Origin of the sequence: Enterobacter sp. UNJFSC 003 (assembly GCF_036903355.1) — a bacterium.
In the GTDB taxonomy this organism is placed as follows: Bacteria; Pseudomonadota; Gammaproteobacteria; order Enterobacterales; family Enterobacteriaceae; genus Enterobacter.
The window spans coordinates 753281-779977 of the sequence record NZ_JBAKHK010000002.1 but is presented as its reverse complement, the minus strand read 5'-3'; the positions used below and the strand labels follow the sequence as shown (position 1 = coordinate 779977).

Sequence of the window (26697 nt, the reverse complement as noted above, 5' to 3'; positions counted from 1 at the left end):
ACAGATCATAGACATAAAGGTTGTTGATTTGTGACGTTTTTTTGAGCATCGAAGAGAGATATTTACCGTAGCGCCTGCAAAGGGTATCTTACGCCGCTGTTTAAAGGAGAACGCCATGACTTCCCAAAAGCCGGGATTGCACCCACGAAATCGCCACCGCAGCCGCTATGATATGGATGTGCTGTGCCTTAGCTGTCCAGAGTTACAGCATTTTATCGTCCAGACGCCCGCCGGTGAACCCTCGGTTAATTTTGCCGATCCTCAGGCTGTCAAAACGCTGAACAAGGCGCTGCTGGCCCATTTCTATGGTGTGGCACACTGGGACATCCCTGAAGGTTTTCTCTGCCCACCGGTGCCTGGCCGCGCGGATTACGTCCATCATCTCGCAGACTTACTGGCTGAAGATAATAATGGCGTGGTTCCAAAGCAGGCGACCATTCTGGATATTGGCACCGGAGCGAACCTGATTTATCCGTTAATTGGTGCCCATGAATATCAGTGGCGCTTTACCGGGAGTGAAATTGGTGCAGAGGCGTTTTCCAGCGCGCAGGCGATTATTAACGCAAACCCGGGCTTAAGCAGGGCGATCCGCTTGCGTCGTCAAAAAGACGAAGCCTCTATCTTCAACGGTATCATCCACAAAAATGAGCAGTACGATGCCACCCTGTGTAACCCGCCGTTCCACGATTCTGCGGCCGCAGCGCGTGCCGGGAGCGAGCGTAAGCGTCGTAACCTGGGCCAGGCTGAAGATGCTGCGCTGAACTTTGGCGGTCAGCAACACGAGCTGTGGTGCGAGGGCGGCGAAGTGGCGTTTATTCTGCGCATGATTGCGGAAAGTAAAGCGTTTGATCGTCAGGTTAAATGGTTCTCAACCCTGGTGTCTCGTGGTGATAATCTGCCGCCGCTGTATCGTGCCCTAACCGAGGTTGGCGCCGTAAAAGTGGTGAAAAAAGAGATGGCGCAAGGCCAGAAGCAGAGTCGCTTTATCGCCTGGTCGTTTATGGACGACGTAAAGCGTCAAAAGCCGGTCAGATAAACCGCAGGCCCGGCAGGCGCAGCGCCGCCGGGCAAAAGACTACAGCGTCGGTTCCTGAGGCGGCAATGGCGCTGCTGGCCCAGGCAACACCTGGTACGTTTGTACCGGCATCCTCACATCCGCTAAATCAAAGTGCTTTTTCACCATGCTGTCGAGGGCAAAGCGCACCGTCCATTGCTTAAGCGGCTGGGTGGTGAATGACACGCGCAGGGTAAAGGCGGTGTTCGTCAGCCCGACGATCCCGGCAAAGGACGGTTCGCCAATCACCAGCCCGCGAATATCCTCCATCGCCATCAGCTCTTCTACTGCATCCCGCAGCGCCTTCTTCGCTTTATCCGCATCCTCGTGGCGATCGACATCATAATTTGCCACCACCGAACCTATCCCCCTGACAAAGTTGGCAAAGGTCGTAATCGATGACCACGGGATAATATGGTACGCCCCGGTGTCCTGGCGCACGCCGACGGAGCGGATAGACATCCGCTCGACCGTTCCGGTGAGCGGTCCTATGGTCACCAGATCCCCCGTGTTCATGCCGTTTTCAAACTGGATAAAAATACCGGTGATGATGTCCTTCACCAGGGTTTGCGAGCCGAAGGAGATCGCCAGCCCCAGGGCACCCGCACCCGCCAGCAGCGGGGCGATATTCACGCCGATCTCTGAGAGGACAATCATGATGGTAATGGTGCTAATAATGACCGCCAGCGCGTTACGAAACAGGGTTAACAGCGTTCTTGCCCGCGCGCTGGGCAGCGGCCTGCCGTGAATATCAGACACCAGACGATTTTCAATCAGGCTTGCCAGCAGCGTCCAGCCCACGGCGGAGAAGAACAGAATCAGCGCAATACGAATCAGAATATCAACGGTCTTTTCCCCCGTACCGTTGTGCAGCCAGTTCCAGAAGTCGAACAGCCCCCAGGCGTTAAGCAGCAGCATAATTGCCACGCAGACGGTGAGAATGCGCGCCACTTTTAGTGACGCTGACATCCAGCCGTTGACCCGTTTTTGCAGCTCCGGATAGCTGCGCTGGGTTTGGGGCGATAGGGTGATAGTTTTCGAAATCCAGCGCGAAAGCAGGCCTGAGACAAAGGCCGCGATGCCGATAATGGCCAGGCTTTTGAACGTCGCCCCCATCATAAACTTGAGGCTATTACCCGGATCGAACAGCGAGAAGAAGCAGAGCACAATAAAGTAAGCGCTCGCCAGCCAGTGCCACACCAGCGCGAACGCGCGAATAAACAGGCTGAAGAATGAAAGGGAGCGGTCGGCCAGATGCAGCAAACTGTCGGTGATAGCCCTTTTATTGTGGAAAATAAGGTACAGCGCCCAGACGGTGATGCAGAGCATAATCAGCACGTTTGCCAGCGCGCCAAACTGCACGTTAACCTGGTTAGAAATAATCGGTACGGCAACCAGCAAACCGTAACCAATCAGGCTGCTGAGCACGCTTAAGCGCAAGGCCCAATACTTAGCACGGTTATCTTTGATCGCGAAGGGGCGAAGCTCGGGCACGCGCGGGCAAAAGATGAGGCGCAGGAGTGCCTTAAAGAATTCAATCAACGCAAAAGCGTTCAGGAACAGCGCCTGCTGAAAGGCGATCGTTTTATTGCCCGCGTTGAGAGTGTCGGCCAGCACCTGCCCGACAAACAGCGTCAGGGCCAGCAGCAGTAAATCAATGATAAAAGCCCCGGCAATCATTGCGGGGAGATGCAGCCAGCTGCTTTTTAGCTGATTTTTTTTGCGTCCCCAGTGGCCCATTTTTCGGTACAGCGGCCAGGCGCACAGGCGTACTAGCCAGTAAAAAATAAAAACGGCCCCCGCCAGCATTAAAAACTGCGTAGCGGCAGCGGAGAAGGTTTGCGGATTAAAGGATTTGTGTGGTGAACCAATCAGATTGCGATAAAGCTGGGCAAATCGAGAGGAGAGGGCTTCGCCATACTGGCGGCTCACGTTGGTGACATTCTCCAGCACCGTTTTTTGCTCTTCCACGTCCGGTGGGGTAATCGTAGGGACCGGTTCCTGCGGCGGCGTGGCTGCGACTTTGCGCAGTTGGCCAATCAACTCCTGCCGTGAGGTGTCGTTTTCAAGCACATCGGCAAGAGCGCTGTAGGCCGCTTTTTTTTGCTCGACGTCGGGTTCGGGAGGCGGCGTTTTTTCCTGCGTCGACGTGGTTCCGGTGGTGACGCCGGGGATCGCGACGGCAAACGATGGTGCACTAAACAGGCTCAGCAACAGCAACAGGATCCACGGCACGGCGCCCTCCGATAAAAATGTCTAACAAAATGATAAGTATAGAGGGCGAGGAGCGCAGGGGGATTTTTGGGAACAATCTGGCGTAAAAAAGCCGGGCGTACCCGGCTTCGCGTTGAGTCGTTTATCAGGAGACGTGCTGCAGGAACTCCTGCAGGCGCTGGCTCGGCGGGTTGGCGATCAGCGACTGCGGGTTACCGTCTTCAGCGATACGGCCTTTATCAATGAAGATCAGGCGTGATGCCACTTTCTCGGCAAAGCCGATTTCATGGGTCACGATCACCATCGTCATCCCTTCTTCTGCCAGATCCTGCATCACTTTCAGCACTTCATGACGCAGCTCCGGATCCAGGGCAGAGGTTGGCTCATCAAACAGCATCATTTTCGGTTTAACGGCCAGCGCGCGGGCGATAGCCACACGCTGTTGTTGACCGCCCGACAGCTCGGAGGGGTAGTGATGCGCGCGTTCAGCCAGACCGACCTTCGCCAGCAGATCTTTTGCCAGCGTCTCAGCCGCCGCTTTGCTTGCGCCGCGCACGCGCAGCGGACCAAACATCACATTTTCCAGCGCCGTCAGGTGCGGGAAGAGGTAAAACTGCTGGAACACCATGCCCGCTTCCTGACGAATCAGGCGCTCATCCACCTTTGGATCGTTCACTTTCAGACCATCGACGATCAAATCGCCGCTGGTTATCTCTTCCAGCTTGTTAATGCAGCGCAGCAGGGTGGATTTACCAGAACCGGATGGCCCGATAATGACCACCACTTCACCCTGTTTGATGTTCAAATCGATATTGTGCAGCACCTGGGTTGGACCAAAGTGCTTGGAAACGTTTTTAAATTCAATCACAGGATTTTCATCCTTCTTTCAAGACGACGCAGAACGAAGCTCAGAACCAGAGTGATGATCAGGTAGACAACGGCTACCGCACTCCAGATTTCCAGCGCGCGGAAGTTGCCAGCAATGATCTCCTGGCCCTGGCGGGTCAGTTCAGCAACGCCGATCACAATGAACAGCGACGTATCTTTAATACTGATGATCCACTGGTTGCCCAGCGGCGGCAGCATGCGGCGCAGCGCCAGCGGTAGGATCACATGGCGGATCGTTTCGCGACGAGACAGGCCTAACGCCAGGCCGGCTTCACTGAAGCCTTTATGAATTGACAGGACCGCACCACGGGTAATTTCCGCGATGTAAGCACCTGAGTTAATCATAATGGTCACGACGGCCGCGCTGAATGGGTCAATGCGCAGGTCGTTGAAGGCCATTGGCAGGGCAAAGTAGATGAACATGACCTGTACGACAATGGGGGTGCCGCGGATCACTTCGATGAAAACCAGTGCGACGTGGTTTGCAATCCAGCCACCGTAGGTGCGAGCGAAACCGGCGACAAGACCGATAATCAACCCGCCAACCAGACCGAGGACCGAAATCCACAGGGTCATTTTGGCGCCTTCAAGCAAGAGAGGAATGGCAGGCCAAATGGCGCTCCAGTCAAACTGCATGATGTATTCCTGTATACCGTGGTGAAAAACTAAAAATGTAAGCCCGGTAATCGCAAGCGCCACCGGGCGTTACAAACCTGAATTCAGGCTGAATTATTTTGGTTCAGTACCGAACCATTTTTTGTAGATTTCGTTATAGGTGCCGTTTTCTTTCAACGTTTTCAGCGCACCGTTGACCTTATTACGCAGCTCGTCGCTGCCTTTCGGGAACGCAATACCGTACTGCTGTGCTTCCAGAGAGTCACCTACGGCCTTGAACTTGCCGTTGCCCGCCGTTTTGATGAAGTACAGGATATTTGGCGTATCGTGAAGCACGGCATCAGCACGGTTGGTGCCGAGTTCCATATACGCGTTATCGATATTCGGGAACTGACGCAGGTCTTTCGTTTTGATGTTTGCTTTAGCGTAATCAACGGAACCGGTGCCGCCTTTAACCGCTAGCACTTTGCCGTCAAGATCTTTCACGCTTTTTACGTCGTTATTGTCGGCTTTGACCATCACCAGCAGGCCGCTTTTGTAGTAACCGTCTGAGAAGTCGATGGCCTTTTTACGTTCTTCGGTAATGGTGATCCCCGCTAGCGCCAGGTCAACGTTTTTGGTCTGCAGTGCCGGGATGATCCCGCTGAAGTCCATAGGCTTCAGGGTGTAGTCCAGTTTGAGTTCTTTTGCGACAGCAGCCCACAGATCCACGTCAAAACCAACGTATTTATCACCCTGTTTGAATTCAAACGGAACGAACGCCGTGTCGGTCGCCACAACCAGTTTATCGGCGGCCTGAGAAGACACCGCAAAAGCCAGGGTAAGTGCAGCCAGTGAAACTTTTAATACAGACTTCATAGCATTTCCTTTTATATCCACGGGGCGATCCCCTGCGAGAACGTCAGGCACAATGAAAAAATCATGCCAACTTTTCAAGTTGTTGTTTTGCAAAGGGGATGATGTCATGCGTTGCACAATAAACGTGGCAATAGCGTTTTGTTGCACCATGATGAAGCACCGTTTTGGTGCGCTTCATTAAGGTCCGCTGACGGGGTGATATTTAGCGCAGATTCTGACGAAAAAACAATCTCCCATTAACGGTTGTGTGAGGTGATTATTACATTTTGTTTACTTTTGCAGGTGTGCAGACAAAAACTGTGCACCATAAATGTGCAAAACCCCCGCCAATGGCGAGGGTATCATAGACAATCGTAGGGATTACTCGATGTTAGATTCGATAAACCACAGGAATTGATCCAGGTCGCGAGACGCGGCGGTAAGAATATCCGCGGTGTCTTCGTCTTTGGCTTCACCGATCGCTTTGCGTACGTCGTTTGCCACAATGGCGTAACGGTCCGCCAGTTCTTTCAGATGATCCTGAACGGTATGGATATCCAGCGGATAGCTTTTAAGCGGAGTTTTGCTGTTGATCACCTGCGTGGTACCCAGTGCCACTCCCCCTAACTGCACGGCACGTTCGGCCATAGTGTCAAGGTGGGTAACCAGTGCTGTGCGGAAGCCATCCAGCATTTCATGAACGGCAATAAAGTTTGCACCGCGCATATTCCAGTGGGCCTGTTTGGTGATCAGCGAAAGATCGATGAACTGGATCACCTGGCGATTCAGCAACTCAATGGTCGCTTTTTTGTCGCTATCCGATACATCGTTACGGGTATAAAGCAGATTAGACGCTTTCGTTTTCACCAGTTTAGCGGTACTCATAATCTCATATCCTCTTGATGTTAGTGTCCCAGGTAATTACGAAACTAAGTATAGCACCGGTTTTTTTGTTTGCGGTTTGGTGCTGCCTATCGGTTTAATAGCAAGAAGGAGGTTGAATGTGTAATGACCTGAAAAACAAAGTATTTTTAAAAATTGATGTGGATCAATCTTAATTGTGACGTGCGTGTGAAATATCGGGGAAATAGGGCGGAGGAATGATAAAGATTGTAAGAGAGTATTTTAAGAAAATATATGGCCTTTATTCTGCATGGCAGTAACGCCATGCAGAATATACCGCATTAATTGATGTCAACTTTCTCGACTTTGGGTTCTGGGCGCATCGTGAGCGTTGAACCCATAGAGGCTGCAATGATCGAGCACAGCGCAAGCGTCTGGGTGAACGTCAGCGTCTCACCGAGAAACACCATGCCGGAAATCGCAGCCAGCGCTGGCTCCATGCTCATTAACGTGCCAAAGATACGCGTTGGCAGGCGCGTCAGAGCAATCATTTCAAGCGAATACGGAAGGGCGGTTGAGAGAATAGCGACGCCCAGACCAACCGGTAAGATTGACCATTGCCATATTGATTCCGTGGCCTGTGCCATGCCGAGCGGAACGAAAATGACGGCGGCAATCAGTGAGCCCAACGCAACGGTTGCCGGGCCGTGCTCTTCGCCTGCCCGCTGTCCGGTCAGAATATAAACTGCCCAACAGGCTCCCGCCCCCAGCGCCAATGCCGCCCCCGTTAAATCAACCTGCGCAACGCTTTGGCCCAGCGGTAGCAGGAACCATAACCCCAGAACGGCTAATATTACCCAGATAAAGTCTACCGGACGGCGGGAAGAGAATAGCGCTACGGCCAGCGGGCCGGTGAATTCAAGTGCGACGGCAATCCCCAGAGGAATGGTCTGGATAGAGAGATAGAACAGATAGTTCATCGCTCCGAGCGACAGCCCATAAAAAAGCAGAGGTAAACGCTGCTCTTTTTTGAAGCGCAGACGCCAGGGTTTGAAAATGATGACTAGAATTGCGGTGCCCAGCGCGATGCGCAGAGCGGTGACGCCAGGCGCGCCTACCAGCGGGAAAAGCGTTTTTGCCAGCGACGCGCCACTTTGTATGGACAGCATGGCGATAAGTATTACAGCAACCGGCATCCAGACCGACGCTTTGCGGGATAGCCCAGGCATCCTTTCTCCTGTCAATTTCTGTCAAAGGGGGTAAAGTTCGCAGTGTAATGGAAATAAGCTGCTACGGTTGAGGCTCCGTTGAAAAAAAACCAGGGAAATTCCGTAAAATAGTTAAGGAGTGGTGCATTTATCGCCAGTCAGATTAGGAATAATCTGGATGAATGTCGCTGCGTTGACGCGCAAAATTAGCGTTAATAAGTGGAAAATCTGCGGGATTTGAACGAGATAGCGTAGTCTGGAAACGTTCTGTTACAGGAAAGGCTTCATTAGACATTACGAATCTCAAAGAGTTTCACAATAATTTTTGATATATTTAAAACTTACGGACTTACTTGAAGCACATTTGAGGTGGTTATGAAAAAAATTGCATGTCTTTCAGCACTGGCTGTTGTTATGGCCGTTTCCGCAGGTACTGCAGTAGCTGCGACTTCTACCGTTACCGGTGGTTACGCTCAGAGCGATTATCAGGGCGTGATGAACAAAGCTAACGGTTTCAACCTGAAGTATCGTTACGAGCAGGATAACAACCCACTGGGCGTGATCGGTTCTTTCACCTACACCGAAAAAGATAGCTCTGAAAACGGCCTGTACAACAAAGGTCAATACTACGGCATCACCGCAGGTCCAGCTTACCGTCTGAACGACTGGGCAAGCATCTACGGTGTTGTAGGTGTGGGCTACGGTAAATTCCAGCAGACTGCAAACGACTCTGCTGACCGTACTGCAAGCAACAGCGACTATGGTTTCTCTTACGGCGCTGGTCTGCAGTTCAACCCAATCGAAAACGTTGCTCTGGACTTCTCCTATGAGCAGAGCCGTATCCGCAACGTTGACGTTGGCACCTGGATTGCAGGCGTAGGTTACCGCTTCTAATCACTTCGGTGAGCCAGTAAAAAATCCGCCCAATGTGGCGGATTTTTTTTGTCTGTGCTCTCTGGTCGCACCCATCACTGACTTTTGATATCAAAAATATCCGTGCCCAGATGGGTATAGTCAACTTTCTGCAACTTGAAGTTGGTAATGTACACTGGTGGCCCTTTCTTACCGGAGACAAACGGGTAATCATTTTTTATCTGCTGTGCCGCAATCCCCGTCCACTGTGAGAAGAATTCCAGAAAATCATTCGCGGAGCGACGCGCTTTAATAATGCGATGCTTTTTGTCGTCACTTGAGAGCACCATAAACGGCACCTGGAAATTCTGCTGAAACTTATCATCGTGCGCCAGGTACTGCACCGCTTTACCGCGCTCTTTAAACGCCAGCCCGTGATCCGAGAAGTAGACCATCGAGAAACTGTCGCCCGTATTGCGTAGCTGCGTGTACAGCTTGCTGAGCAGTTCATCAGTTTGCGTCATGGTGTAGAGATAGCAGGAGGTTTCCTTAGACTGCACAAACTCTGCGTATTTTCCCTGTGTACGATCGCAGGCCTGCGGATGCGAGCCCATCAGATGCAGAACAATCAGCTGAGGTTCGGTACGCCGCGTGGCAAAAACCTGAGCGGTCATTTTCAGCAGCGCATCATCTTTAGTGTTTTTATCGGCTTCAAAGTCGCCGCTTTTCAAGAACTGAACCTCGTCGGCACGTTTTGCGATGCTGGCGATGGCCGTATCGTATTCGCCAATTTGACCCTGATTAGAGAACCACCATGTCTGGAAGCCCGCGCGATTGGCCAGGGTAACAAAGTTATCCTGATACTGAGGTTTACCGTCTACCACGCGGTTGAGCGTCAGGCCGAGTGATTTCTGCGTGGAACCGCTTGCGGCAACGTAGTCGGTAAACAACGTGCCGTTAACCGTGCTGGCAAACGGCGTGTTATCCCAGTGGCCACCAAAAGCGCCCAGCGCGTCGCGGCGCGCGCTTTCACCGATGACCACCACGTAGGTGTGATACTTCGGCTTCACGGCCAGCACGTTCCAGGTGTCTTTCATATTCGAAAGTTCAGCCATGCGTGCCTGCTCGTCGAGTACTTCCTTGTTATTGACCACCACGTCTTTCACAAATCGGAACACCGGATAGCCGGTATCCTTCAGCTTAAACACACCGCCCCAGGCCAGGTTTTGTACCGGCGCAACGAAAAAGGTGACGATACTGAATGCCAGACACAGGCTTTCAATCCTGCCCCACATTTTTTTCGCTTCCACTTTACGGCGAACCGCAATCACGCCAAGCGCAAAGATAAAGAGACCGACCACATAGCTGTACCATGGGAAGATCGTCATGATCTCCGTCGACTCTTCCATATTGGTCGAGTGCATCGCCAGTAGGGTATTAAAGTTTGGCGAGCCGTAGGCCTGACCAAACGGGAAATAGAGGGCAGCGACTAACGAACAGATTCCCACCAAGACTTTCTGCGCGCGCGGTGCGCTGCGCCACAGTAAATGGAGAATGCAGGTAAAGGCGACGGCATAAAGCAGGCTAAAAGGATAGCCAAGCGCGTAGTTAATCAGCAGCGATTGCAAAAAGTAGAACCCCGTCCACGGGCTTAAGGCCCGACTGCGGGTTACAACGGTGTCTAACAGGGTTAAATTCATAGGTCACTATCATGCATGAAAACGCCATGTGCTCACCCTGGCGCCAAGGGTCAAAGCCTGCCTGACAGTGCGTGGAGAGGGAATGAGGGTCCGCTTCAGCGAGCCGCAAATTGTGCAGGGCTGCAAGAAGATAGTGCGAGCGCGTAATAAGGTCAACAGTTGCTAAACAGATGTTTTGCGAAGGGGATTACAAATCCGCGAAAAAGATCGGGAATTAGGCGGCCGTAGGCCAGTTTACAGGGGGAATGTGACGAAAAAAAGAAGCGGCGTACCGCGACGCCGCTTAGTGGGAGGGTTTGTCGTCCTGGTGCGGTTTGTTGCTAAACATATCGCAGAGCATGTTCAACAGCATCAAGCGTACTTTAAAGGGAGAGTGGGTAAACACGTTCATACACCTCTTGAATTCGTTCATGTGACCTCCTGATACTTGATCCCTTCGATCCGTGAAGGGTGACTGCATTGTATACAGATATAGCACAGGCTATATTTTATAGCTATGGCTAATTCGTTAATTTTTTGTGCTTGTAGAGCTATGGTTTACAATGTGCGCTCCGTTACAGGGCGCTGGAAGCGTCATCCCCATTGAGGAAGCACAATGAACCGTCGCGCAGGTAAGCCAACAACTAAAAAAACGACGCAACTGGTGAATGTTGAAGAGCATGTCGAGGGTTTTCGCCAGGTTCGTGAAGCGCACCGGCGTGAACTGATTGATGATTATGTCGAACTGATTTCCGATTTGATTCGGGAAGTTGGGGAAGCGCGTCAGGTTGATATGGCCGCCAGGTTGGGCGTTTCGCAGCCTACGGTAGCCAAAATGTTAAAGCGTCTGGCTTCTGTGGGGCTGATCGAAATGATCCCGTGGCGCGGCGTTTTCCTTACCCCTGAAGGCGAAAAACTGGCGCAGGAGAGCCGCGAGCGCCATCAGATTGTCGAAAACTTTTTACTGGTGTTGGGCGTGAGCCCTGAGATTGCTCGCCGGGATGCGGAAGGAATGGAGCATCATGTCAGCGAAGAGACGCTGGTGAGATTCCGTGAATTTACCCTGAAGTACGGTACCTCCGCTGAATGAAAATCCCTGGACTGCAGGCCCTGGCACGCGATCGTTTCTTTCATCTCTTATTAATCATTGGCGCAGGATTAAGCTGTTTTGTGCCGTTTGCACCGAAGACCTGGCCCGCAGCTATCGACTGGCGCACCATCATTACCCTGAGCGGCTTAATGATGCTCACCAAAGGGGTTGAGCTCAGCGGCTACTTTGACGTGCTGGGGCGCAAAATGGTGCGTCGTTTTGCCACCGAGCGAAAGCTGTCCCTGTTTATGGTGTTCTCCGCCGCCGTGCTGTCGACCTTTCTCACCAACGATGTGGCGTTGTTTATTATCGTGCCGCTGACGCTGACGCTGCGTAAGCTTTGTGAGATCCCGGTCAGTCGACTGATCATCTTTGAAGCGCTGGCCGTCAACGCGGGTTCCCTCTTGACCCCTATCGGCAACCCGCAAAATATCCTTCTTTGGGGGCGTTCCGGGCTGTCCTTTGCCGCATTTACCTGGCAGATGGCACCGTTGGCGCTGGTGATGATGGCATCGCTGCTGGCGGTTTGCTGGTTCGCTTTCCCCGATAAAAAACTGCAGTACCACAGTGGCGTAACAGGCCCGCAGTGGCAGCCTCGCCTGGTCTGGAGTTGCCTGGCGTTTTATATCGTTTTTCTCGTGGCGCTGGAGCTCAAGCTCGAGATAGCAGGCGTGCTGCTGGTTGCCGCCGGCTTTTTAGTGCTGGCGAGACGCGTGCTGGTGAGCGTCGACTGGACGCTGCTGCTGGTCTTTATGGCGATGTTTATCGATGTGCATTTGCTAATCCAGCTTCCTGTTCTGCAAAACGTCCTGCATGGCGTCAGCGGCCTCTCCGAACCGGGCTTGTGGCTGACAGCCATTGGCCTCTCGCAGTTTATCAGCAATGTGCCTTCTACGATTTTGCTGCTCAACTATGTTCCCCCCACGGCGCTCCTGGCCTGGGCGGTCAACGTGGGGGGATTTGGCTTGCTTCCCGGCTCGCTGGCAAACCTGATTGCCCTGCGAATGGCCAACGAACGCCGCATCTGGTGGCGCTTCCATTTATGGTCTATCCCGATGCTGGTTTGGGCCGCGGCAGTAGGTTTCGGATTATTCCTTCTCATATAGTGCGCTATTTGTCAGTTTTTCCTGGTAAATGTATAGCAACGTCCTAGCTTTAGTGAACGGCATAGTGTGATGCCGCTCACTGACAGGACCGTTGCTGACCTATGGCTGAAGATCAAAATCCGCCTGCTGACGAGCAGGAAACCAACAAGAAAGAACGTAAACGCCCGGGTAAAAAACCGTTAATTATCCTGGGCATTGTCGTGGTGGTGATGGTCATCGTAGCGCTGGTCTGGTGGTTTTTAACCCGCAATGAAGAGACCACCGACGATGCCTTCACCGATGGCGACGTGGTGACGATTGCCCCCAAGGCGGCGGGCTATGTCACCGAGCTGCGCGTGCGTGACAATCAGCGTGTTAAAAAGGGCGACCTGCTGGTGGTGATCGATCCACGCGATAGCGCAGCGCAGCGCGACCAGGCCAAGGCGCAACTTGGCCTGGCCATCGCTCAGCTGCACCAGGCGCAGGCGCAGCTGGCGCTCTCGAAAGTGCAATATCCCGCTCAACGCGACGAAGCCAAAGCCCAGGTATTAAAGGCGCAGGCGGATATGGCTAACGCGCAGGCAGAGTATCGCCGCCAGCGCGGCGTTGACCCTCGTGCAACCACGCAGCAAAGTATTGATTCCGCGAATGCTCAGCTCCGCAGCGCCCAGGCCGGACTGGCAAGCGCTCAGGCGCAGCTGGAAGTGGCGGAGCAGGTTCAGTTACAGATCCGCCAGCAGGAGACGAACGTTGAAGCGCGCGAACGTCAGGTCGACCAGGCCAAAGCTCAGCTGGAAACCGCGAACCTGAATTTCGCCTATACGGAAGTGCGCGCCCCCTTCGACGGCTTTGTCACCAAACGCAACGTTCATCCCGGCACGCTGGTGCAGGCAGGGACGGCGCTGTTCTCGCTGGTCTCGCCTAACGTATGGGTGGTGGCGAACTTTAAAGAGTCGCAGCTTGAGCGCATGAAGCCCGGCAATAAGGTCACGGTCTCCGTCGATGCCTGGCCTGATATGACGCTGGAAGGGCATGTCGACAGCATCCAGCAGGGCAGCGGCTCGCGCTTCTCTGCATTCCCGTCAGAAAATGCCACCGGTAACTTTGTCAAAATTGTGCAGCGCGTGCCGGTAAAAATTGTGATTGATAAGGGGCTGGATCCCAACCATCCGTTGCCTCTGGGGCTGTCGGTTGAGCCGAAGGTCACGCTGGAATGACGGATCACAGCCACGATAACTGGAAGCCTGCCAGCAATCCGTGGGCGGTGGCGATTGTGGTCACGCTGGCGGTATTTATGGAGATCCTCGATACCACTATCGTCAACGTGGCGCTGCCGCACGTGGCCGGGTCGCTCTCGGCCAGCTACGACGAATCCACCTGGGTATTAACCAGCTATCTGGTGGCGAACGGGATAGTGTTACCTATCTCAGCCTTTCTGAGCCGGGTGTTTGGTCGCAAGCAGTTCTTCCTGATTTGTATTGTGATGTTCACCATCTGTTCGTTCCTGTGCGGGATTGCCACCGAGCTGTGGCAAATCATTCTGTTCCGTGTGATGCAGGGCTTTTTTGGCGGCGGGCTGCAGCCGACGCAGCAGTCGGTCCTGCTCGACTACTTTAAGCCGGAGGACAGGGGTAAAGCCTTTGGGCTTTCGTCCATTGCCATTATTGTGGCCCCCGTGCTTGGCCCGACGCTGGGCGGCTGGATCACCGATAACTACTCCTGGCGCTGGGTATTTTTTATCAATATTCCAGTGGGGATAGTGACGGTGCTGGCGATCTATCAGCTGCTTGAAGATCCGCCGTGGGAAAGTAAATCAAAAGAGACGCTCTCTATTGACTGGACGGGGATCGGCCTGATCGCGCTGGGCTTGGGCTGTCTGCAGGTTATGCTCGACCGGGGAGAGGACGAGGACTGGTTTAATTCGAACTTCACTCGTACCTTCGCGGTACTCACGCTGGTCGGGATTATCGGCGCGATATACTGGCTGTTATACGCCAAAAAGCCGGTGGTGGATCTGCACTGCATGAAGGATCGTAACTTCGCCGTATCCAGTCTGCTGATGGCGGGCATGGCGATGATCCTCTACGGCAGTTCCGTGGTTATCCCTCAGCTTGCGCAGCAGGATCTGGGCTATACCGCCACCTGGTCGGGGCTGGTGCTTTCACCCGGCGCGGTGTTGATCGTGTTAACCATTCCGCTGGTTCTAAAGCTGATGCCCGTTGTCCAGACTCGCTGGATTATTGCGTTCGGGTTTAGCTGCCTGGCGGTGTCCTTCTTCTGGTCGCGCACGCTGACGCCGGATATCGATTTTGAAACGCTGGTGCTGTTCCGCAGCGCCCAGTCGATAGGCCTGGGGTTCCTGTTTGTGCCGCTGACCACTATCGCGTTTATTTCTATTCCGAGGCGGCTGAATGCCGATGCTGCGGCGTTGTTCACGATGTTCCGCAACGTCGCGGGTTCAATCGGAATTTCGCTTTCCACCGCGGCAATCACGGAACGCTCGCAGGCGCACAGCGCTCATCTGGCCTACCACGCCTCGCCGTTTAACGAACAGTTCCAGCGAGCAATACGCGAAAGCGCCCAGGCGATTCAGAACTTCACCACCCAGGTAGGCGACCCCACCGGTATTGCTACCGGGCGTATGTACCAGACCATGATTGAGCAATCGCGCTTTCTCGCCTACATCGACGTATTCACCCTCCTGAGCGCGGTGGCCTTTTTACTGATTCCGTTTTGTTTGTTGCTCTCGCCGGTTAAGAGCGAGGGGAGTGCAGGAGCACACTGATGATACACAGACGTTTACACCCTCTGATGATAATGATGCTGCTGGTGGGCTGCGCCGTGGGGCCGGATTATCAACAGCCCACGCAGCAGACCCCGGCCCGCTGGAACGACCCGGGGGACGGCAGCGTGAAGTCAAAAACGGCCTCCGCGGCGATCAACACGCGCTGGTGGACAACATTCGGCTCGCCGCAGCTTGATAGCCTGGTCGAGCGCGCTATTGCGGGAAACTTGTCCTTGCAGCAAACGGTGCTGCGTATTGCCGGCGCGCGCGAGCAAATTAACCAGGCTGGCGGGGCATTTTATCCCTCGGTTAACGGCAATCTCCAGGCAACGCGCCAGCAGCTTGGGCTGGAAGGTGAACTGAAATCACACGGTGTGTATGACCAGCTTGATAACGTCGATCCTCAACTTAAGGGGGCGTTAGGTTCGCTCACTCAGCCGATCAATCTTTACCAGGGCAGCTTTGATGCGCAGTGGGAAATTGATTTGTGGGGCAAGGTTCGCCGTCAGGTTGAAGCCGCCGAAGCGCAGCAGAAAGCGGCCATTGAACAACGTAACGACGCGCTGGTGTCGCTGGAGGCGGAAGTGGCCCGCGCCTGGCTACAGCTGCGCGGTGCTCAGAGCGTTATCGCAACGCTGAAAACACAGATTGAGAGCGCGCAGCAGACGCTGGCGTTGACGGAAAGCCGTCAGCGTGGCGGGCTTTCACCGCAGATGGACGTGGAGAATGCCCGCGCACAGCTGGGCAATCTTGAAGCGCAGCTGCCGCAGTATCAGGCGCAGGCGCGTCAGGCGATGAATGGCCTCGCAATTCTGCTCGGCAAGCCGCCGGGGGCGCTGGATGCAGAACTCCAGTCCGCGCAGCCGATGCCTGCGCTGCCGGATGTCGTGCAAACGGGTATACCGTCCACGCTGGCGCGCCGCCGTCCGGACGTGCGCGAAGCGGAGGCAAATCTCCATGCCGCGACGGCGCAAATCGGCGTTTCAGTGGCTGAGCTATTCCCGAGCTTCACCCTTTCGGGGCAATTTGGCCTGCGCAACAGCGAAACCAACTGGCTCACCGACTGGAGCAGCCACTTCTACAGCGTTGGTCCCCAGGTCTCCATCCCAATTTTCCAGGGGGGAAGGCTGGTCTCCAGCGTGAAGGTCGCGCGTGCGCAGCAGGGGGCGGCGGTGCTGGACTATCGCCAGACGGTACTGACGGCGCTCGGTGATGTCGAAAACGCGCTGGTCAGCTATCGCACCGACCAGCAGCGCGAAGCGGGGCTGGCGAAAACCATCGATGCGCTGCAAAACGCGTTTGATCTGGCAAGCGACAGCTACCGGCAGGGGATCGCCAGCTTTATCGATGTGCTGGACGCCCAGCGACAGCTCGCGCAGGCCGAGCAACAGCGTGCCCAGGCGCAGGTGCAAAGTGCGCTCGATCTTGTGGCGCTCTACAAAGCGCTCGGCGGCGGCTGGGAGCCTTATCAACAGGTGCAGTTGCCGGATTACAAGGTCTTTGGCGATGCCCCGCGCGGGTAATGTTCAGAGGATTGGGCAAGAAACGGACAGGAACACCCCATTCACGATGGCTTTAGGGCAGGTATAACTATTGGGTACCCCATCGACATGCGAGGATTAACTTATGCGTTATCAAAAACTGGGCAATACCGGACTGTTTGTTTCTGAACTCTGCCTCGGCACCATGACGTTCGGTGGTGAAGGCGGCATGTGGGGCAAGATTGGCCAGCTCCAGCAAAATGAAGCCGAGCAGCTGGTGGGCCGCGCGCTAGACGCGGGCATCAACTTCATCGATACCGCCGACGTCTACTCTGAAGGCCGCTCGGAAGAGATCACCGGGCAGGCGCTGAAAAACCTGAAAATCCCGCGTGAGAATGTGGTGGTTGCCACCAAAGTGTTCGGCGAAACGGGAACGGCAGGAGTGAATTCGCGCGGCAGCTCGCGCTATCACATCATTAGCAGCGTGAAGGAGAGCCTGCGCCGCCTGCAGCTCGATCATATCGATCTCTATCAGCTGCACGGTTTCGACCCCGCAACGCCGATTGAAGAGATGCTGTATGCCCTGGATAACCTGGTGCAGCACGGCCACGTGCGCTATATCGGCGTTTCAAACTGGGCGGCGTGGCAAATCACCAAAGCGCTCGGTATTTCTGAACGTCTCGGCCTTGCGCGTTTCGCATCACTCCAGGCGTATTACACCATCGCCGGACGCGATCTGGAGCGCGAACTGGTGCCGATGATGCAGAACGAAGGCGTCGGGCTGATGGTTTGGAGCCCGCTGGCGGGTGGCCTGCTGAGCGGAAAATATGGCCGCGACGGGCAGGGCGAAGCCGGTGGTCGTCGTCTGGAGTTTGACTTCCCACCGGTGGATAAAGAACGTGCCTTCGACTGTGTGGATGTGATGCGCATCATTGCCGAGCGTAAAGGCGTCTCCGTGGCGCAAATCGCGCTGGCGTGGCTGCTGCATCAAAAAGCGGTAACCAGCGTGATCGTTGGCGCGAAGCGCGTCGATCAGCTAGATGACAACATTGCCTCAACTGAGATTCGTTTAAGCGAAGACGAGCTGAAACAGCTTGATGCCGTAAGCGCGCTGCCGCGCGAATATCCGGGCTGGATGCTGGAGCGGCAGGGCGAGTACCGCCGTAATCAGCTCGCGCAACAATAACCTTCCTTTCCCCGGAGGCGCTTCGCTTACCGGGGCTTTTTTCCCGCGCTGCTCACAAAAAACGATCCTTCTCTTTGATTGATTTTTCATCTTCACCTATATGACTAGTCATAAAATTTAAATGACTAGTCATATAGGGAGAGAGCATGAATCAATCATTACCGACCAACTTTTTGTGGGGTAACTCGGTTTCCAGCATGCAGACGGAAGGTGCATGGAATGAGGGCGGGAAGGGGATGACGGTATACGACATTCGTGAAGCAGGGGAGAACATCTCTGACTGGAAAGTCGCGACCGATTCTTATCATCGCTATCGGGAAGATTTCGACCTGATGCAGGATCTGGGCATGAACTGCTACCGCTTCCAGATTGCCTGGAGCCGCGTGTGCCCGCAGGGTGACGGCGATTTCAACGACGAGGGGATTGCCTTTTACGATCGCTTTATTGACGACCTGATCGCCCGTGGCATTGAGCCGATGATCTGCCTCTATCACTTCGATATGCCGCTGGCGCTGGCGCAGGAGTACAACGGTTTTAGCGATCGCCGCGTGATGGACGCCTTTATCCGCTACGGCAAAAAGATGATCGACTGCTACGGCGATCGCGTGAAGTACTGGCTGACCTTTAACGAGCAGAATATCTTTCATATGCCGGAGGCCTTCCGTATTTCCGGCTATATGGAAGGGGAGAAAACCCTGCGCGAGCTGTATGAGTTACAGCACCACACAATGGTGGCGCACATGGCCCTGACCGAGTATCTCCACCAGACAAAACCGGGGCAACTGATGGGCGGAATGTTGGCGCACCAGCTGGTCTATCCAGCAACCTGCAAACCGCGCGATATCTTCTGCGCCCAGCAGTATGACGAATTTCTTAATCAGAACCTGCTGCGCGTCTTCGCAGGGCAGGGTTACAGCCCGGCCGTGATGGCGGTGGTGGAGCACGAAGGCTTTGGCGATATCTATCGCGCCGAGGATTTAGCGCTGTTTGAACGTACCAAAAACGACTATATGGCCTTCAGCTACTACGCCAGCAAAACGCTGGACAGCGATGCGATCCCGGAAGGCACCCCGGTTAATGACTACCTGCTGCACGGCGAAAAAAACAACCCGTACCTGAAAGCGACCGAGTGGAACTGGCAGATCGATCCGCTCGGTTTTCGCACCATCATCACGCGCTATGCCAACGACTGGCGCCTGCCGGTCTTCCCGATCGAAAACGGTATTGGCGTCATTGAGTCCTGGGACGGCGTGAATCCGATCGACGACACCTACCGTATCGATTACCACCGGGCGCATATCGAGGCCATGAAAGACGCCATGTTTGAAGATGGCGCAGAGGTGATGGGCTATCTAGGCTGGGGTTTAATCGACATTCTCAGCTCTCAGGGGGACATGCGTAAGCGCTACGGCGTGGTCTACGTCAACCGTGAAAACCATGACCTGAAAGACCTGAAACGCGTGCCGAAGAAAAGCTACGCGTGGCTGAAACAGGTTATTCATTCCAACGGACGCGAGATGTAAGCCGTACGCTGCCGGGCCGTTTTTGTGACTGATTGATGGGAAATATCCGCTATGTCTGAAACAAAAATCACACCGCATATGCAGTCCTTTGTCGACAGATTTGTAGAGTTCTCGGCGCGCCTGGCAAACCAGGTGCACCTTCGCTCCCTGCGAGATGCCTTCGCCACGGTGATGCCGATCTTCATCCTCGCCGGGTTAGCGGTGCTGGTGAACAACGTGGTGTTTCCGTGGGTTTTCGAAGGCGATACCCTGACGCAGTTTAAGGTCTGGGGCGAGGCGATTATCAACGGTACGCTGAATATTGCCGCACTGCTGTTGGCCCCGATGATCGCCTGGTCGCTGGCGCGCAATAAAGATTTCGACAATCCGGTCTCGGCAGTGGTTATCGCCGTTAGCAGTTTTATCATCATGATGCCGATGCGCTTACAGCTCACGCCCGTCGGCAGCGACGCCACGGTGAACGTGACGCAGGTTCTCACGTTCGCCAATATCGGCTCTACCGGGATTTTTGCCGGTGTGCTCATTGGCCTGCTCTCTACGGAGGTGTTTATCGCTCTTTCCCGTCTGAAAGCATTGCATATTTCACTGGGTGAAAACGTGCCGCCGGCGGTCAGTAAGTCCTTTACCGCGCTGATCCCGACGATCCTGACGCTCTCTTTGTTTGCCATTCTGGCGGCAGTGCTGGCGAACGTCCTGCACACCGATTTGATTCATTTGATCACCACCTTTATCCAGCAGCCGCTGCGGCTGATCAACACCAGCCTGCCGGGTACCCTTTTTATTTACAGCTTTGGCAACTTCCTGTTCACGCTGGGCATTCATCAGTCAGTGGTTAACAGCGTGGTGCTGGAGCCTTTCCTGCTGATTAACACCAACGAGAACATGCTGGCCTTTGCCAACGGACAGCCGATCCCGCACATCATCAATAATATCTTTGTGCCAACGTTCGGTATGGTTGGGGGTACCGGCAGCACGCTCTCGCTGCTGATTGCCATCTTTATCTTTTCACGGCAAAAATCGGCGAAACAGGTGGCCCGTCTGTCGCTGGCGCCTGGGCTATTTAACATCAACGAGCCGGTGATTTTTGGGCTGCCTATCGTGTTTAACCTGCCGCTGATGATCCCGTTTGTTCTGTTGCCCGCTATCGGTATTTACTTTGCCTGGCTGTGCACCACCCTGGGATTAATGTCGCGTTGTGTGGTGATGATCCCCTGGACAACACCGCCGATTCTGAGCGCCTGGCTGGCAACGGCGGGGGACTGGCGGGCGGTCGTGGTGCAGTTGGCAATCATTGTATTTGGTGTATTCTTCTACCTGCCTTTCCTCAAAATTGCCGAGAGAGTGGCATTAAAAAACAGCGGGATAGAACATTAACGAAAGGAAAGGACGATGGCGGCGAAGTACATCACCATAGCGCGGGAAATTAAAAAACGCATTATCAGCCAGCAGTATGCCGCCAATGAACCCCTGCCGGACCAGTTTGCGCTGGCAGCGGAGTTCAGCACCAGCCGGATGACCATTCAGCAGGCAATGCGTCAGCTGATAGTCGAGGGACTGGTCTATACCCGCCAGGGGCAGGGAACATTTATCCGTAAAAATTTCTTGCAGCTCTCGCAGTGGGATCTCTCCGGCAGCGATTACTTTGGTGCCACAAAAACCTGGGCGCATCTGGGTACGGTCACGAGCCAGGTGGTGCATTTCGAACTGCGTTTTCCGAACGAGAAAGAGCAGGCATCGCTGATGATTAATGCCGATACGCCGGTCTATGACTTCATTCGTCTGCGTCTGCTCAATAATGAACCTATGTCGCTGGACTCAACGGTGATGCCGCTCAACCTGGTGCCAGGGCTGAACAAAAGCCATCTCGAAAGCTCGGTATTTCAGTACGTGCAGGAGACGCTGGGCCTGAAGATCATGGGGTCGTATCGCGTGGTGCGAGCGCTCAAGCCCAACGCGCTGGATATGCAGCATTTAGTGTGCGAGCAAACGGACCCGGTGCTGGAGGTGGAGCAGGTCATCTATCTGGAGGACGGTACGCCGCTGGAGTATGCCCACTGCCACTATCGGTATGACCACGGCGGAATTGTTATTGTGAATAATGGATAAAAAAAAGCGGGCATGTTAGCCCGCTTTTTTACGTGTATCGCGATCAGTTCAGACGCACTGGCATACCTGAGCGGTTCTGAACGGCCTGGTCAACAACGGCGGTTTCCACATCAGCCTGAGACGTGACGGACTGTACCGCACTGTTCAGCGTGATGGGGACGATTTCGTTATTGTTGATCTGGTCTTCGCTGGTGGACAGCGGGTTGTGCACTTCAATGTAACGGCTGCCGTCCGGTTCAGAGGTCGCTTTTACCGGTTCATTGATGAACTGGACGCGTGTACCAACCGGCACGTTCTCGAACAGGAATTTGATGTCGTCGTTGCGCAGACGTACGCAGCCGTGGCTGACGCGCAGGCCGATACCGAAGTTGGCGTTGGTACCGTGGATGGCATACAGACGGCCAATGTACAGCGCATACAGACCCATTGGGTTATCCGGGCCTGCCGGAACAACGGCTGGCAGCGGCTCGCCTGCAGCAATGTACTCGGCGTGCATTTTCGCCGTTGGGGTCCAGGTTGGGCCGGCTTTCTTACGCTCAACTTTGGTGGTCCAGTTCAGCGGGGTATCTTTACCCAACTGGCCAATACCGATTGGCAGCACGATAACCGTGTTGGTGCCTTTAGGGTAGTAATACAGACGCATTTCCGCGCTGTTGATGACGATACCTTCATGTACCGTATCTGGCAGGATCAGCTGCTGAGGAATGTTCAGCACCGTACCCGCTTTTGGCAGATACGGGTCAACGCCCGGGTTAGCTTCGATCATGTTTGACAGACCAAGCTGGTACTCTGCTGCAAAATATTCCAGCGGCTGCGAGTTGCCTTCAGGCACGATCACCACCTGATTCTGACCCACCAGACGGCTACCGTCTGTCGGCAGCGGATAAGTCACCGCAGAAGCGGTTTTGCAAAAACCTACTACGGCTAACGCCGCCGCAAAAAGCGTTGTTAATTTCATGTTCATGTTGTGCGAGGTATCTAGGCCACTCTGGCGATTGGTTGATAAGTCTGAATCTGTGATGGGAGCGCATTATATGTGCATTCCCGCTAACAGGGAATTCAGATGTGTACGAAATCACATTTTTTTCGATTTTGTTAAAGTTTAGTGGAGAGTTGCAACACGGGATCTCAATTCGGAATTGTGGCATAATGCCGTGTTTATCACACTTTTCGCAGGAATCTCTCCGTGTTAGTTACCAGCAACGTCACTATGCAGTTTGGCAGTAAGCCGCTGTTCGAAAATATTTCCGTCAAATTTGGCGGCGGCAACCGTTACGGCCTCATTGGTGCCAACGGTAGCGGTAAATCCACCTTTATGAAAATCCTCGGCGGCGATTTAGAGCCGACGCTTGGCAACGTTTCGCTCGATCCTAACGAGCGTATCGGTAAGCTGCGTCAGGACCAGTTCGCCTTTGAAGAGTTCACCGTGCTTGATACGGTGATCATGGGACACGGAGAGCTGTGGGAAGTGAAGCAGGAGCGCGATCGCATTTACGCGCTGGCTGAAATGAGCGAAGAAGATGGCTACAAAGTGGCCGATCTTGAAGTGCTGTACGGTGAGATGGACGGTTACTCTGCCGAATCGCGCGCGGGTGAGCTGCTGCTGGGCGTAGGTATTCCTGTTGAACAGCATTACGGCCCGATGAGCGAAGTCGCGCCAGGCTGGAAACTGCGTGTGCTTCTGGCGCAGGCCCTGTTCTCTAACCCGGACATTCTGCTGCTCGATGAACCCACGAACAACCTGGACATCGACACCATTCGCTGGCTGGAGCAGACGCTGAACGATCGCGACAGCACCATGATCATCATTTCGCACGACCGTCACTTCCTGAACATGGTCTGTACGCACATGGCGGATCTGGACTACGGCGAGCTGCGCGTTTATCCGGGTAATTACGACGAGTACATGACCGCGGCAACACAGGCGCGTGAACGTCTGCTTGCCGATAACGCCAAGAAAAAAGCACAAATTGCGGACCTGCAGTCCTTTGTTAGCCGCTTCAGCGCCAACGCTTCTAAATCGCGTCAGGCGACCTCGCGCGCGCGTCAGATTGATAAGATCAAACTCGACGAAGTTAAAGCCTCTAGCCGTCAGAACCCGTTCATCCGCTTTGAGCAGGATAAGAAACTGTTCCGTAACGCGCTGGCAGTGGAAGCCCTGTCTAAAGGTTTCGAAAGCGGCCCGCTGTTTAAAAACTTCAACCTGCTGCTGGAAGTGGGCGAGAAGATTGCCATTCTGGGTGCCAACGGCGTGGGTAAATCCACCATGCTGAAAACCTTTGTCGGGGAGCTGCAGCCGGATAACGGTACGGTTAAATGGTCTGAAAACGCGCAGATTGGTTATTACGCGCAGGATCATGAATACGAGTTCGAAAACGACCTGACGGTGTTCGACTGGATGAGCCAGTGGAAGCAGGAAGGGGACGACGAGCAGGCCGTGCGCAGTATTCTGGGGCGTTTGCTGTTCAGCCAGGACGACATCAAAAAGCCTGCGAAAGTGCTCTCCGGTGGAGAGAAGGGCCGTATGCTGTTCGGCAAGCTGATGATGGAAAAACCCAACATCCTGGTGATGGACGAACCGACCAACCACCTGGATATGGAATCTATCGAATCGCTGAACATGGCGCTGGAGATGTACCAAGGCACGCTGATCTTCGTCTCTCACGACCGTGAGTTTGTTAGCTCGCTGGCAACCCGCGTGATCGAAATTACGCCAGAGCGCGTGGTGGACTTCACCGGTAACTACGAAGATTATCTGCGTAGCAAAGGTATCGAAAATTAAAAAAAGCCGGGTGGCGGCTTCGCCTTACCCGGCCTACGTTCTATTCCCTCTCCCTGCGGGAGAGGGTTAGGGTGAGGGCATCAGGCCGCACTACACCACCCACTCCTCCCCTTCAACCCCATTCACCCGCAGCGTGCGTTTTTCCCCCGCCAGTAACGACACCTTCAGCGTTTTCCACGCCGGACGATAATCCCCGTGCGCGTTGACCTTCAGGTTGATAGTTGCCCCGTCGCACACCATCTCCCAGGTGATCCACAGCGCATTGCCGTTCTGGTAGCCCCAGCTTTCGCCATCATCTTCAAACAGCAGGCCGGAAGTGGTGCCTACGCCTTTCACCGGGAACAATTTCAGCTCGCGGGTCGTGTCTTTTTCGGCACTCACGTGCGTGATGCGTTCGCTGAGCGGCAGGCCTGCACCGGCGCGAACCAGCAGCGGCAGTTTTTCCAGCGGTGCATCGAGGACAATCCATTGCCCGCCGGAGAACCATGCGTGGGTATAGAAATCATACCAGCCTGTTTCGTTATCCGGCAGCCAGACGCGACGTTCGCGCTGCCCGGCCTCGACCACGCTTGCGACCAGCACGTCGCGCCCCAACAGGAAGTCATCACATTCTTCGAAGGTCTGCACATCGTGTTCATGATCGAGGAACGTCGGGCGCAGCATCGGTTCATCGTCGGCATGCGCCTGCCAGAGCAGGGTGTAAAGATACGGCAGCAGGCGATAGCGCAATTCAATGGCACCCCGAATGGCCGGGGTTACGCCCGGATACATCCACGGCTCGTTCACCGTGTGGTCATCATTCCACGAGTGGATCGTAAAACGAGGATGCATCACGCCGTTCTGCACCCAGCGGACAAACAGCTCGGCGTCCGGCTTATCTCCGGAGAACCCGCCGACGTCATGCCCGACGTTAAACAAACCGGACAAGCTCATCCCTAGCCCCATGCGGATGTTATAGCGCAGGGTTTCCCAGTTGGTGCGGTTATCGCCGCTCCAGGTCTGTACGTAGCGCTGCATACCGGCACAGCCGGAACGGGAGATCAGATACGGCCGCTTCTCCGGCGCAAAACGCTGCTGGGCCTCCAGCGAGGCGCGCATCATCAACAGCGGCATCACCGGACGAATGTGCTTGATGGCAATCTCCTGACCGAAGCCATAGCATCGGGCTTCACCGTCCCACACTTCATACTCGTTATTGTCGTTCCAGGTGGAATCGATCCCCATTTCCAGCAACTGCGTGGTCACGCCTTCCTGCCACCATTGCACCGTCTTAGGGTTGGTAAAATCGAGGTGGGAGCCTTCGTCATCCCAGAAGCTGGAACGTTCTGGCGCATCGGTTTCTGAATCACGGATGAACAGGCCGCTTTCTGCCACTTCGTTATAGCGCGGGTGATCCTGCAGCAGGCACGGCTTGATGTTTGCCGCGAGTTTCAGCCCCGCATCGTGGAAGGCCTGGCTCATGACCTTCGGCTGCGGCACTTTGTCGTGGTTCCAGTTAAAGACGTAGCGCTTGCCGTTGATCGAGGTGTAGCCAGAAGAGAGCTGGAACGAATCGCACGGAATCGCATGTTCTTCGCACAGGCGAATAAAGTGCATCAGCTGGTTTTGTGCGTCGGGTGCGTCGGTGTAGTGCATGGTCGAGCCGCTATAACCTAGGCTCCATTTTGGTCCGAACAGCGTTTTTCCGGTCAGGCGCACAAAGGCTTTCGTGACGTCCAGCACGCGCTTGCCGGTAAAGATGTAGTAATCGACATCGCCTGCTTCCGCCTGCCAGCGGCGATAGGCGGTGTGGTAGTTGTCAATCTCGTTGCCCAGATCCAGCCAGCAGCTGCTCAGGTTGTCGTAGAACAGCCCGTAGCTCACGTCATCGCGGCGGGCGATAGTGAAGGGAATATGCTTGTACAGCGGATCGGTGCTGGAGGCGTTGTAGCCCATTGCATCAAGATTACGCATCTCGTAGCGTTTACCGTTGCGCTGCAGATCGCCTGCTTTCTCACCCAGACCGTAGAAACGCTCGTCCTTGCGGCGACTCAGATAATGCGCCACGCCGTCACCGTGGGCGTTAAGCAGATAAGCGCTGGTCGGACGGTCGTTGACCAGCGCCTGCCACTCACCGGCATCGTTGCGGTAATGCCACTCCAGCCACAGCGGCTGGTGCACGGTGACGCGCAGCTGTTCGGTCGCGATCGTCAACACATCGTTCTGCTGCGTCAGCGTCCATGCCGGGCAGGAGAAACCGCTCAGATCGTCGCGACGGCGGCCTTCCCACGGCACATCTTTATCCGGGGCGATGCTCCAGGTGCGGTCGAGCGTCAGTTCACCTTTGCGTTTAATCAGCACGCGGAACAGATTCTCTTCCAGCACATACAGGCACAGGCGGTGCTGATTATCGACCAGCAGTTCCAGATGGTTCGCCGACTGCTTTTCTACGGACCAGTTTTTCAGGGTTTTCATATGCAATACATCCAC

Annotated in this window: 22 protein-coding genes; 12 read left to right on the top strand and 10 right to left on the bottom strand. The window is 54.6% G+C overall.

What is annotated here, in order from left to right; genetic code table 11:
- Window positions 1–115: 115 nt before the first annotated feature.
- Window positions 116–1036, top strand: a complete 921-nt coding sequence (gene rlmF / locus V5P19_RS09800; RefSeq protein WP_334402589.1) for a 23S rRNA (adenine(1618)-N(6))-methyltransferase RlmF — start codon at window positions 116–118, stop codon at window positions 1034–1036.
- Between the two features lie 39 nt (window positions 1037–1075).
- Here rlmF and ybiO read toward each other — a convergent pair whose 3' ends face one another.
- The 6 genes from ybiO to rhtA form a co-directional block, all read right to left on the bottom strand.
- Entirely contained in the window at window positions 1076–3289 is a 2214-nt protein-coding gene (gene ybiO / locus V5P19_RS09795; RefSeq protein WP_334402587.1) for a mechanosensitive channel protein, read from the bottom strand.
- 124 nt (window positions 3290–3413) lie between these two features.
- Entirely contained in the window at window positions 3414–4136 is a 723-nt protein-coding gene (gene glnQ, locus V5P19_RS09790) for a glutamine ABC transporter ATP-binding protein GlnQ (protein WP_334402585.1), read from the bottom strand.
- On the bottom strand, window positions 4133–4792 hold the full coding sequence (glnP, locus tag V5P19_RS09785) for a glutamine ABC transporter permease GlnP (RefSeq protein ID WP_334402583.1): 660 nt from the start codon (window positions 4790–4792) through the stop codon (window positions 4133–4135). The genes glnQ and glnP overlap by 4 nt, the downstream gene beginning before the upstream one ends.
- Before the next feature lie 93 nt (window positions 4793–4885).
- Window positions 4886–5629 (bottom strand): glutamine ABC transporter substrate-binding protein GlnH, encoded by a 744-nt coding sequence (gene glnH, locus V5P19_RS09780; protein ID WP_334402581.1) that lies wholly within the window; start codon window positions 5627–5629, stop codon window positions 4886–4888.
- Between the two features lie 360 nt (window positions 5630–5989).
- Window positions 5990–6493: a DNA starvation/stationary phase protection protein Dps gene (gene dps, locus V5P19_RS09775; protein WP_334402579.1), complete on the bottom strand. Its 504-nt coding sequence runs from the start codon at window positions 6491–6493 to the stop codon at window positions 5990–5992.
- A 299-nt stretch (window positions 6494–6792) separates the two neighbouring features.
- Entirely contained in the window at window positions 6793–7680 is an 888-nt protein-coding gene (rhtA, locus tag V5P19_RS09770) for a threonine/homoserine exporter RhtA (protein ID WP_334402577.1), read from the bottom strand.
- Window positions 7681–8034: 354 nt separating this feature from the next.
- On the opposite strand from rhtA, the gene ompX reads away from it, so the two are divergent.
- Window positions 8035–8553, top strand: a complete 519-nt coding sequence (ompX, locus tag V5P19_RS09765) for an outer membrane protein OmpX (RefSeq protein ID WP_334402574.1) — start codon at window positions 8035–8037, stop codon at window positions 8551–8553.
- Between the two features lie 74 nt (window positions 8554–8627).
- Here ompX and V5P19_RS09760 read toward each other — a convergent pair whose 3' ends face one another.
- Window positions 8628–10211: a phosphoethanolamine transferase gene (locus V5P19_RS09760; RefSeq protein ID WP_334402572.1), complete on the bottom strand. Its 1584-nt coding sequence runs from the start codon at window positions 10209–10211 to the stop codon at window positions 8628–8630.
- A 283-nt stretch (window positions 10212–10494) separates the two neighbouring features.
- On the bottom strand, window positions 10495–10623 hold the full coding sequence (mntS, locus tag V5P19_RS09755; RefSeq protein ID WP_042321071.1) for a manganase accumulation protein MntS: 129 nt from the start codon (window positions 10621–10623) through the stop codon (window positions 10495–10497).
- Window positions 10624–10806: 183 nt separating this feature from the next.
- Between mntS and mntR the strand changes: the two genes are divergently transcribed.
- The 9 genes from mntR to V5P19_RS09710 all read left to right on the top strand — a co-directional run bounded on the left by mntR (window position 10807) and on the right by V5P19_RS09710 (window position 21446).
- Window positions 10807–11280 carry a manganese-binding transcriptional regulator MntR gene (gene mntR / locus V5P19_RS09750; protein WP_334402568.1) on the top strand — a complete coding sequence of 158 codons (474 nt, stop codon included), beginning with the start codon at window positions 10807–10809 and terminating at the stop codon, window positions 11278–11280.
- The gene (locus V5P19_RS09745; RefSeq protein WP_334402566.1) at window positions 11277–12386 is read left to right on the top strand and encodes an anion transporter; all 1110 of its coding nucleotides are present in this window, start codon (window positions 11277–11279) and stop codon (window positions 12384–12386) included. The genes mntR and V5P19_RS09745 overlap by 4 nt, the downstream gene beginning before the upstream one ends.
- Window positions 12387–12487: 101 nt before the next feature.
- Complete coding sequence (locus tag V5P19_RS09740; RefSeq protein WP_334402563.1) at window positions 12488–13582, top strand: HlyD family secretion protein; 1095 nt, start codon at window positions 12488–12490, stop codon at window positions 13580–13582.
- Window positions 13579–15150 (top strand): DHA2 family efflux MFS transporter permease subunit, encoded by a 1572-nt coding sequence (locus V5P19_RS09735; protein WP_334402561.1) that lies wholly within the window; start codon window positions 13579–13581, stop codon window positions 15148–15150. The genes V5P19_RS09740 and V5P19_RS09735 overlap by 4 nt, the downstream gene beginning before the upstream one ends.
- On the top strand, window positions 15150–16673 hold the full coding sequence (locus V5P19_RS09730) for an efflux transporter outer membrane subunit (protein WP_334402559.1): 1524 nt from the start codon (window positions 15150–15152) through the stop codon (window positions 16671–16673). The genes V5P19_RS09735 and V5P19_RS09730 overlap by 1 nt, the downstream gene beginning before the upstream one ends.
- Before the next feature lie 103 nt (window positions 16674–16776).
- Complete coding sequence (locus V5P19_RS09725; protein WP_334402557.1) at window positions 16777–17817, top strand: aldo/keto reductase; 1041 nt, start codon at window positions 16777–16779, stop codon at window positions 17815–17817.
- A 146-nt stretch (window positions 17818–17963) separates the two neighbouring features.
- The gene (locus V5P19_RS09720; RefSeq protein WP_334402556.1) at window positions 17964–19340 is read left to right on the top strand and encodes a glycoside hydrolase family 1 protein; all 1377 of its coding nucleotides are present in this window, start codon (window positions 17964–17966) and stop codon (window positions 19338–19340) included.
- A 51-nt stretch (window positions 19341–19391) separates the two neighbouring features.
- Window positions 19392–20714 carry a PTS transporter subunit EIIC gene (locus V5P19_RS09715; protein ID WP_334402555.1) on the top strand — a complete coding sequence of 441 codons (1323 nt, stop codon included), beginning with the start codon at window positions 19392–19394 and terminating at the stop codon, window positions 20712–20714.
- Window positions 20715–20729: 15 nt separating this feature from the next.
- Window positions 20730–21446, top strand: a complete 717-nt coding sequence (locus V5P19_RS09710) for a GntR family transcriptional regulator (protein WP_334402554.1) — start codon at window positions 20730–20732, stop codon at window positions 21444–21446.
- Window positions 21447–21489: 43 nt separating this feature from the next.
- On the opposite strand, the gene ldtB is transcribed toward V5P19_RS09710, so the two are convergent.
- On the bottom strand, window positions 21490–22410 hold the full coding sequence (gene ldtB / locus V5P19_RS09705; protein ID WP_334402553.1) for a L,D-transpeptidase: 921 nt from the start codon (window positions 22408–22410) through the stop codon (window positions 21490–21492).
- Window positions 22411–22632: 222 nt separating this feature from the next.
- On the opposite strand from ldtB, the gene V5P19_RS09700 reads away from it, so the two are divergent.
- Window positions 22633–24228 carry an ABC-F family ATPase gene (locus V5P19_RS09700; RefSeq protein WP_334402552.1) on the top strand — a complete coding sequence of 532 codons (1596 nt, stop codon included), beginning with the start codon at window positions 22633–22635 and terminating at the stop codon, window positions 24226–24228.
- 90 nt (window positions 24229–24318) lie between these two features.
- Here the strand turns inward: V5P19_RS09700 and V5P19_RS09695 are convergent, their stop codons facing one another.
- The gene (locus V5P19_RS09695) at window positions 24319–26682 is read right to left on the bottom strand and encodes a glycoside hydrolase family 31 protein (RefSeq protein WP_334402551.1); all 2364 of its coding nucleotides are present in this window, start codon (window positions 26680–26682) and stop codon (window positions 24319–24321) included.
- Between the last annotated feature and the right edge of the window lie 15 nt (window positions 26683–26697).

Bases quoted from the DNA above. Each gene is read 5' to 3' on its own strand.
- rlmF (WP_334402589.1), top strand. From the start codon at position 116: ATGACTTCCCAAAAGCCGGGATTGCACCCACGAAATCGCCACCGCAGC.
- glnP (WP_334402583.1), bottom strand. From the start codon at position 4,792: ATGCAGTTTGACTGGAGCGCCATTTGGCCTGCCATTCCTCTCTTGCTT.
- glnH (WP_334402581.1), bottom strand. From the start codon at position 5,629: ATGAAGTCTGTATTAAAAGTTTCACTGGCTGCACTTACCCTGGCTTTT.
- dps (WP_334402579.1), bottom strand. From the start codon at position 6,493: ATGAGTACCGCTAAACTGGTGAAAACGAAAGCGTCTAATCTGCTTTAT.
- rhtA (WP_334402577.1), bottom strand. From the start codon at position 7,680: ATGCCTGGGCTATCCCGCAAAGCGTCGGTCTGGATGCCGGTTGCTGTA.
- ompX (WP_334402574.1), top strand. From the start codon at position 8,035: ATGAAAAAAATTGCATGTCTTTCAGCACTGGCTGTTGTTATGGCCGTT.
- V5P19_RS09760 (WP_334402572.1), bottom strand. From the start codon at position 10,211: ATGAATTTAACCCTGTTAGACACCGTTGTAACCCGCAGTCGGGCCTTA.
- mntS (WP_042321071.1), bottom strand. From the start codon at position 10,623: ATGAACGAATTCAAGAGGTGTATGAACGTGTTTACCCACTCTCCCTTT.
- mntR (WP_334402568.1), top strand. From the start codon at position 10,807: ATGAACCGTCGCGCAGGTAAGCCAACAACTAAAAAAACGACGCAACTG.
- V5P19_RS09745 (WP_334402566.1), top strand. From the start codon at position 11,277: ATGAAAATCCCTGGACTGCAGGCCCTGGCACGCGATCGTTTCTTTCAT.
- V5P19_RS09740 (WP_334402563.1), top strand. From the start codon at position 12,488: ATGGCTGAAGATCAAAATCCGCCTGCTGACGAGCAGGAAACCAACAAG.
- V5P19_RS09735 (WP_334402561.1), top strand. From the start codon at position 13,579: ATGACGGATCACAGCCACGATAACTGGAAGCCTGCCAGCAATCCGTGG.
- V5P19_RS09730 (WP_334402559.1), top strand. From the start codon at position 15,150: ATGATACACAGACGTTTACACCCTCTGATGATAATGATGCTGCTGGTG.
- V5P19_RS09725 (WP_334402557.1), top strand. From the start codon at position 16,777: ATGCGTTATCAAAAACTGGGCAATACCGGACTGTTTGTTTCTGAACTC.
- V5P19_RS09720 (WP_334402556.1), top strand. From the start codon at position 17,964: ATGAATCAATCATTACCGACCAACTTTTTGTGGGGTAACTCGGTTTCC.
- V5P19_RS09715 (WP_334402555.1), top strand. From the start codon at position 19,392: ATGTCTGAAACAAAAATCACACCGCATATGCAGTCCTTTGTCGACAGA.
- V5P19_RS09710 (WP_334402554.1), top strand. From the start codon at position 20,730: ATGGCGGCGAAGTACATCACCATAGCGCGGGAAATTAAAAAACGCATT.
- ldtB (WP_334402553.1), bottom strand. From the start codon at position 22,410: ATGAACATGAAATTAACAACGCTTTTTGCGGCGGCGTTAGCCGTAGTA.
- V5P19_RS09695 (WP_334402551.1), bottom strand. From the start codon at position 26,682: ATGAAAACCCTGAAAAACTGGTCCGTAGAAAAGCAGTCGGCGAACCAT.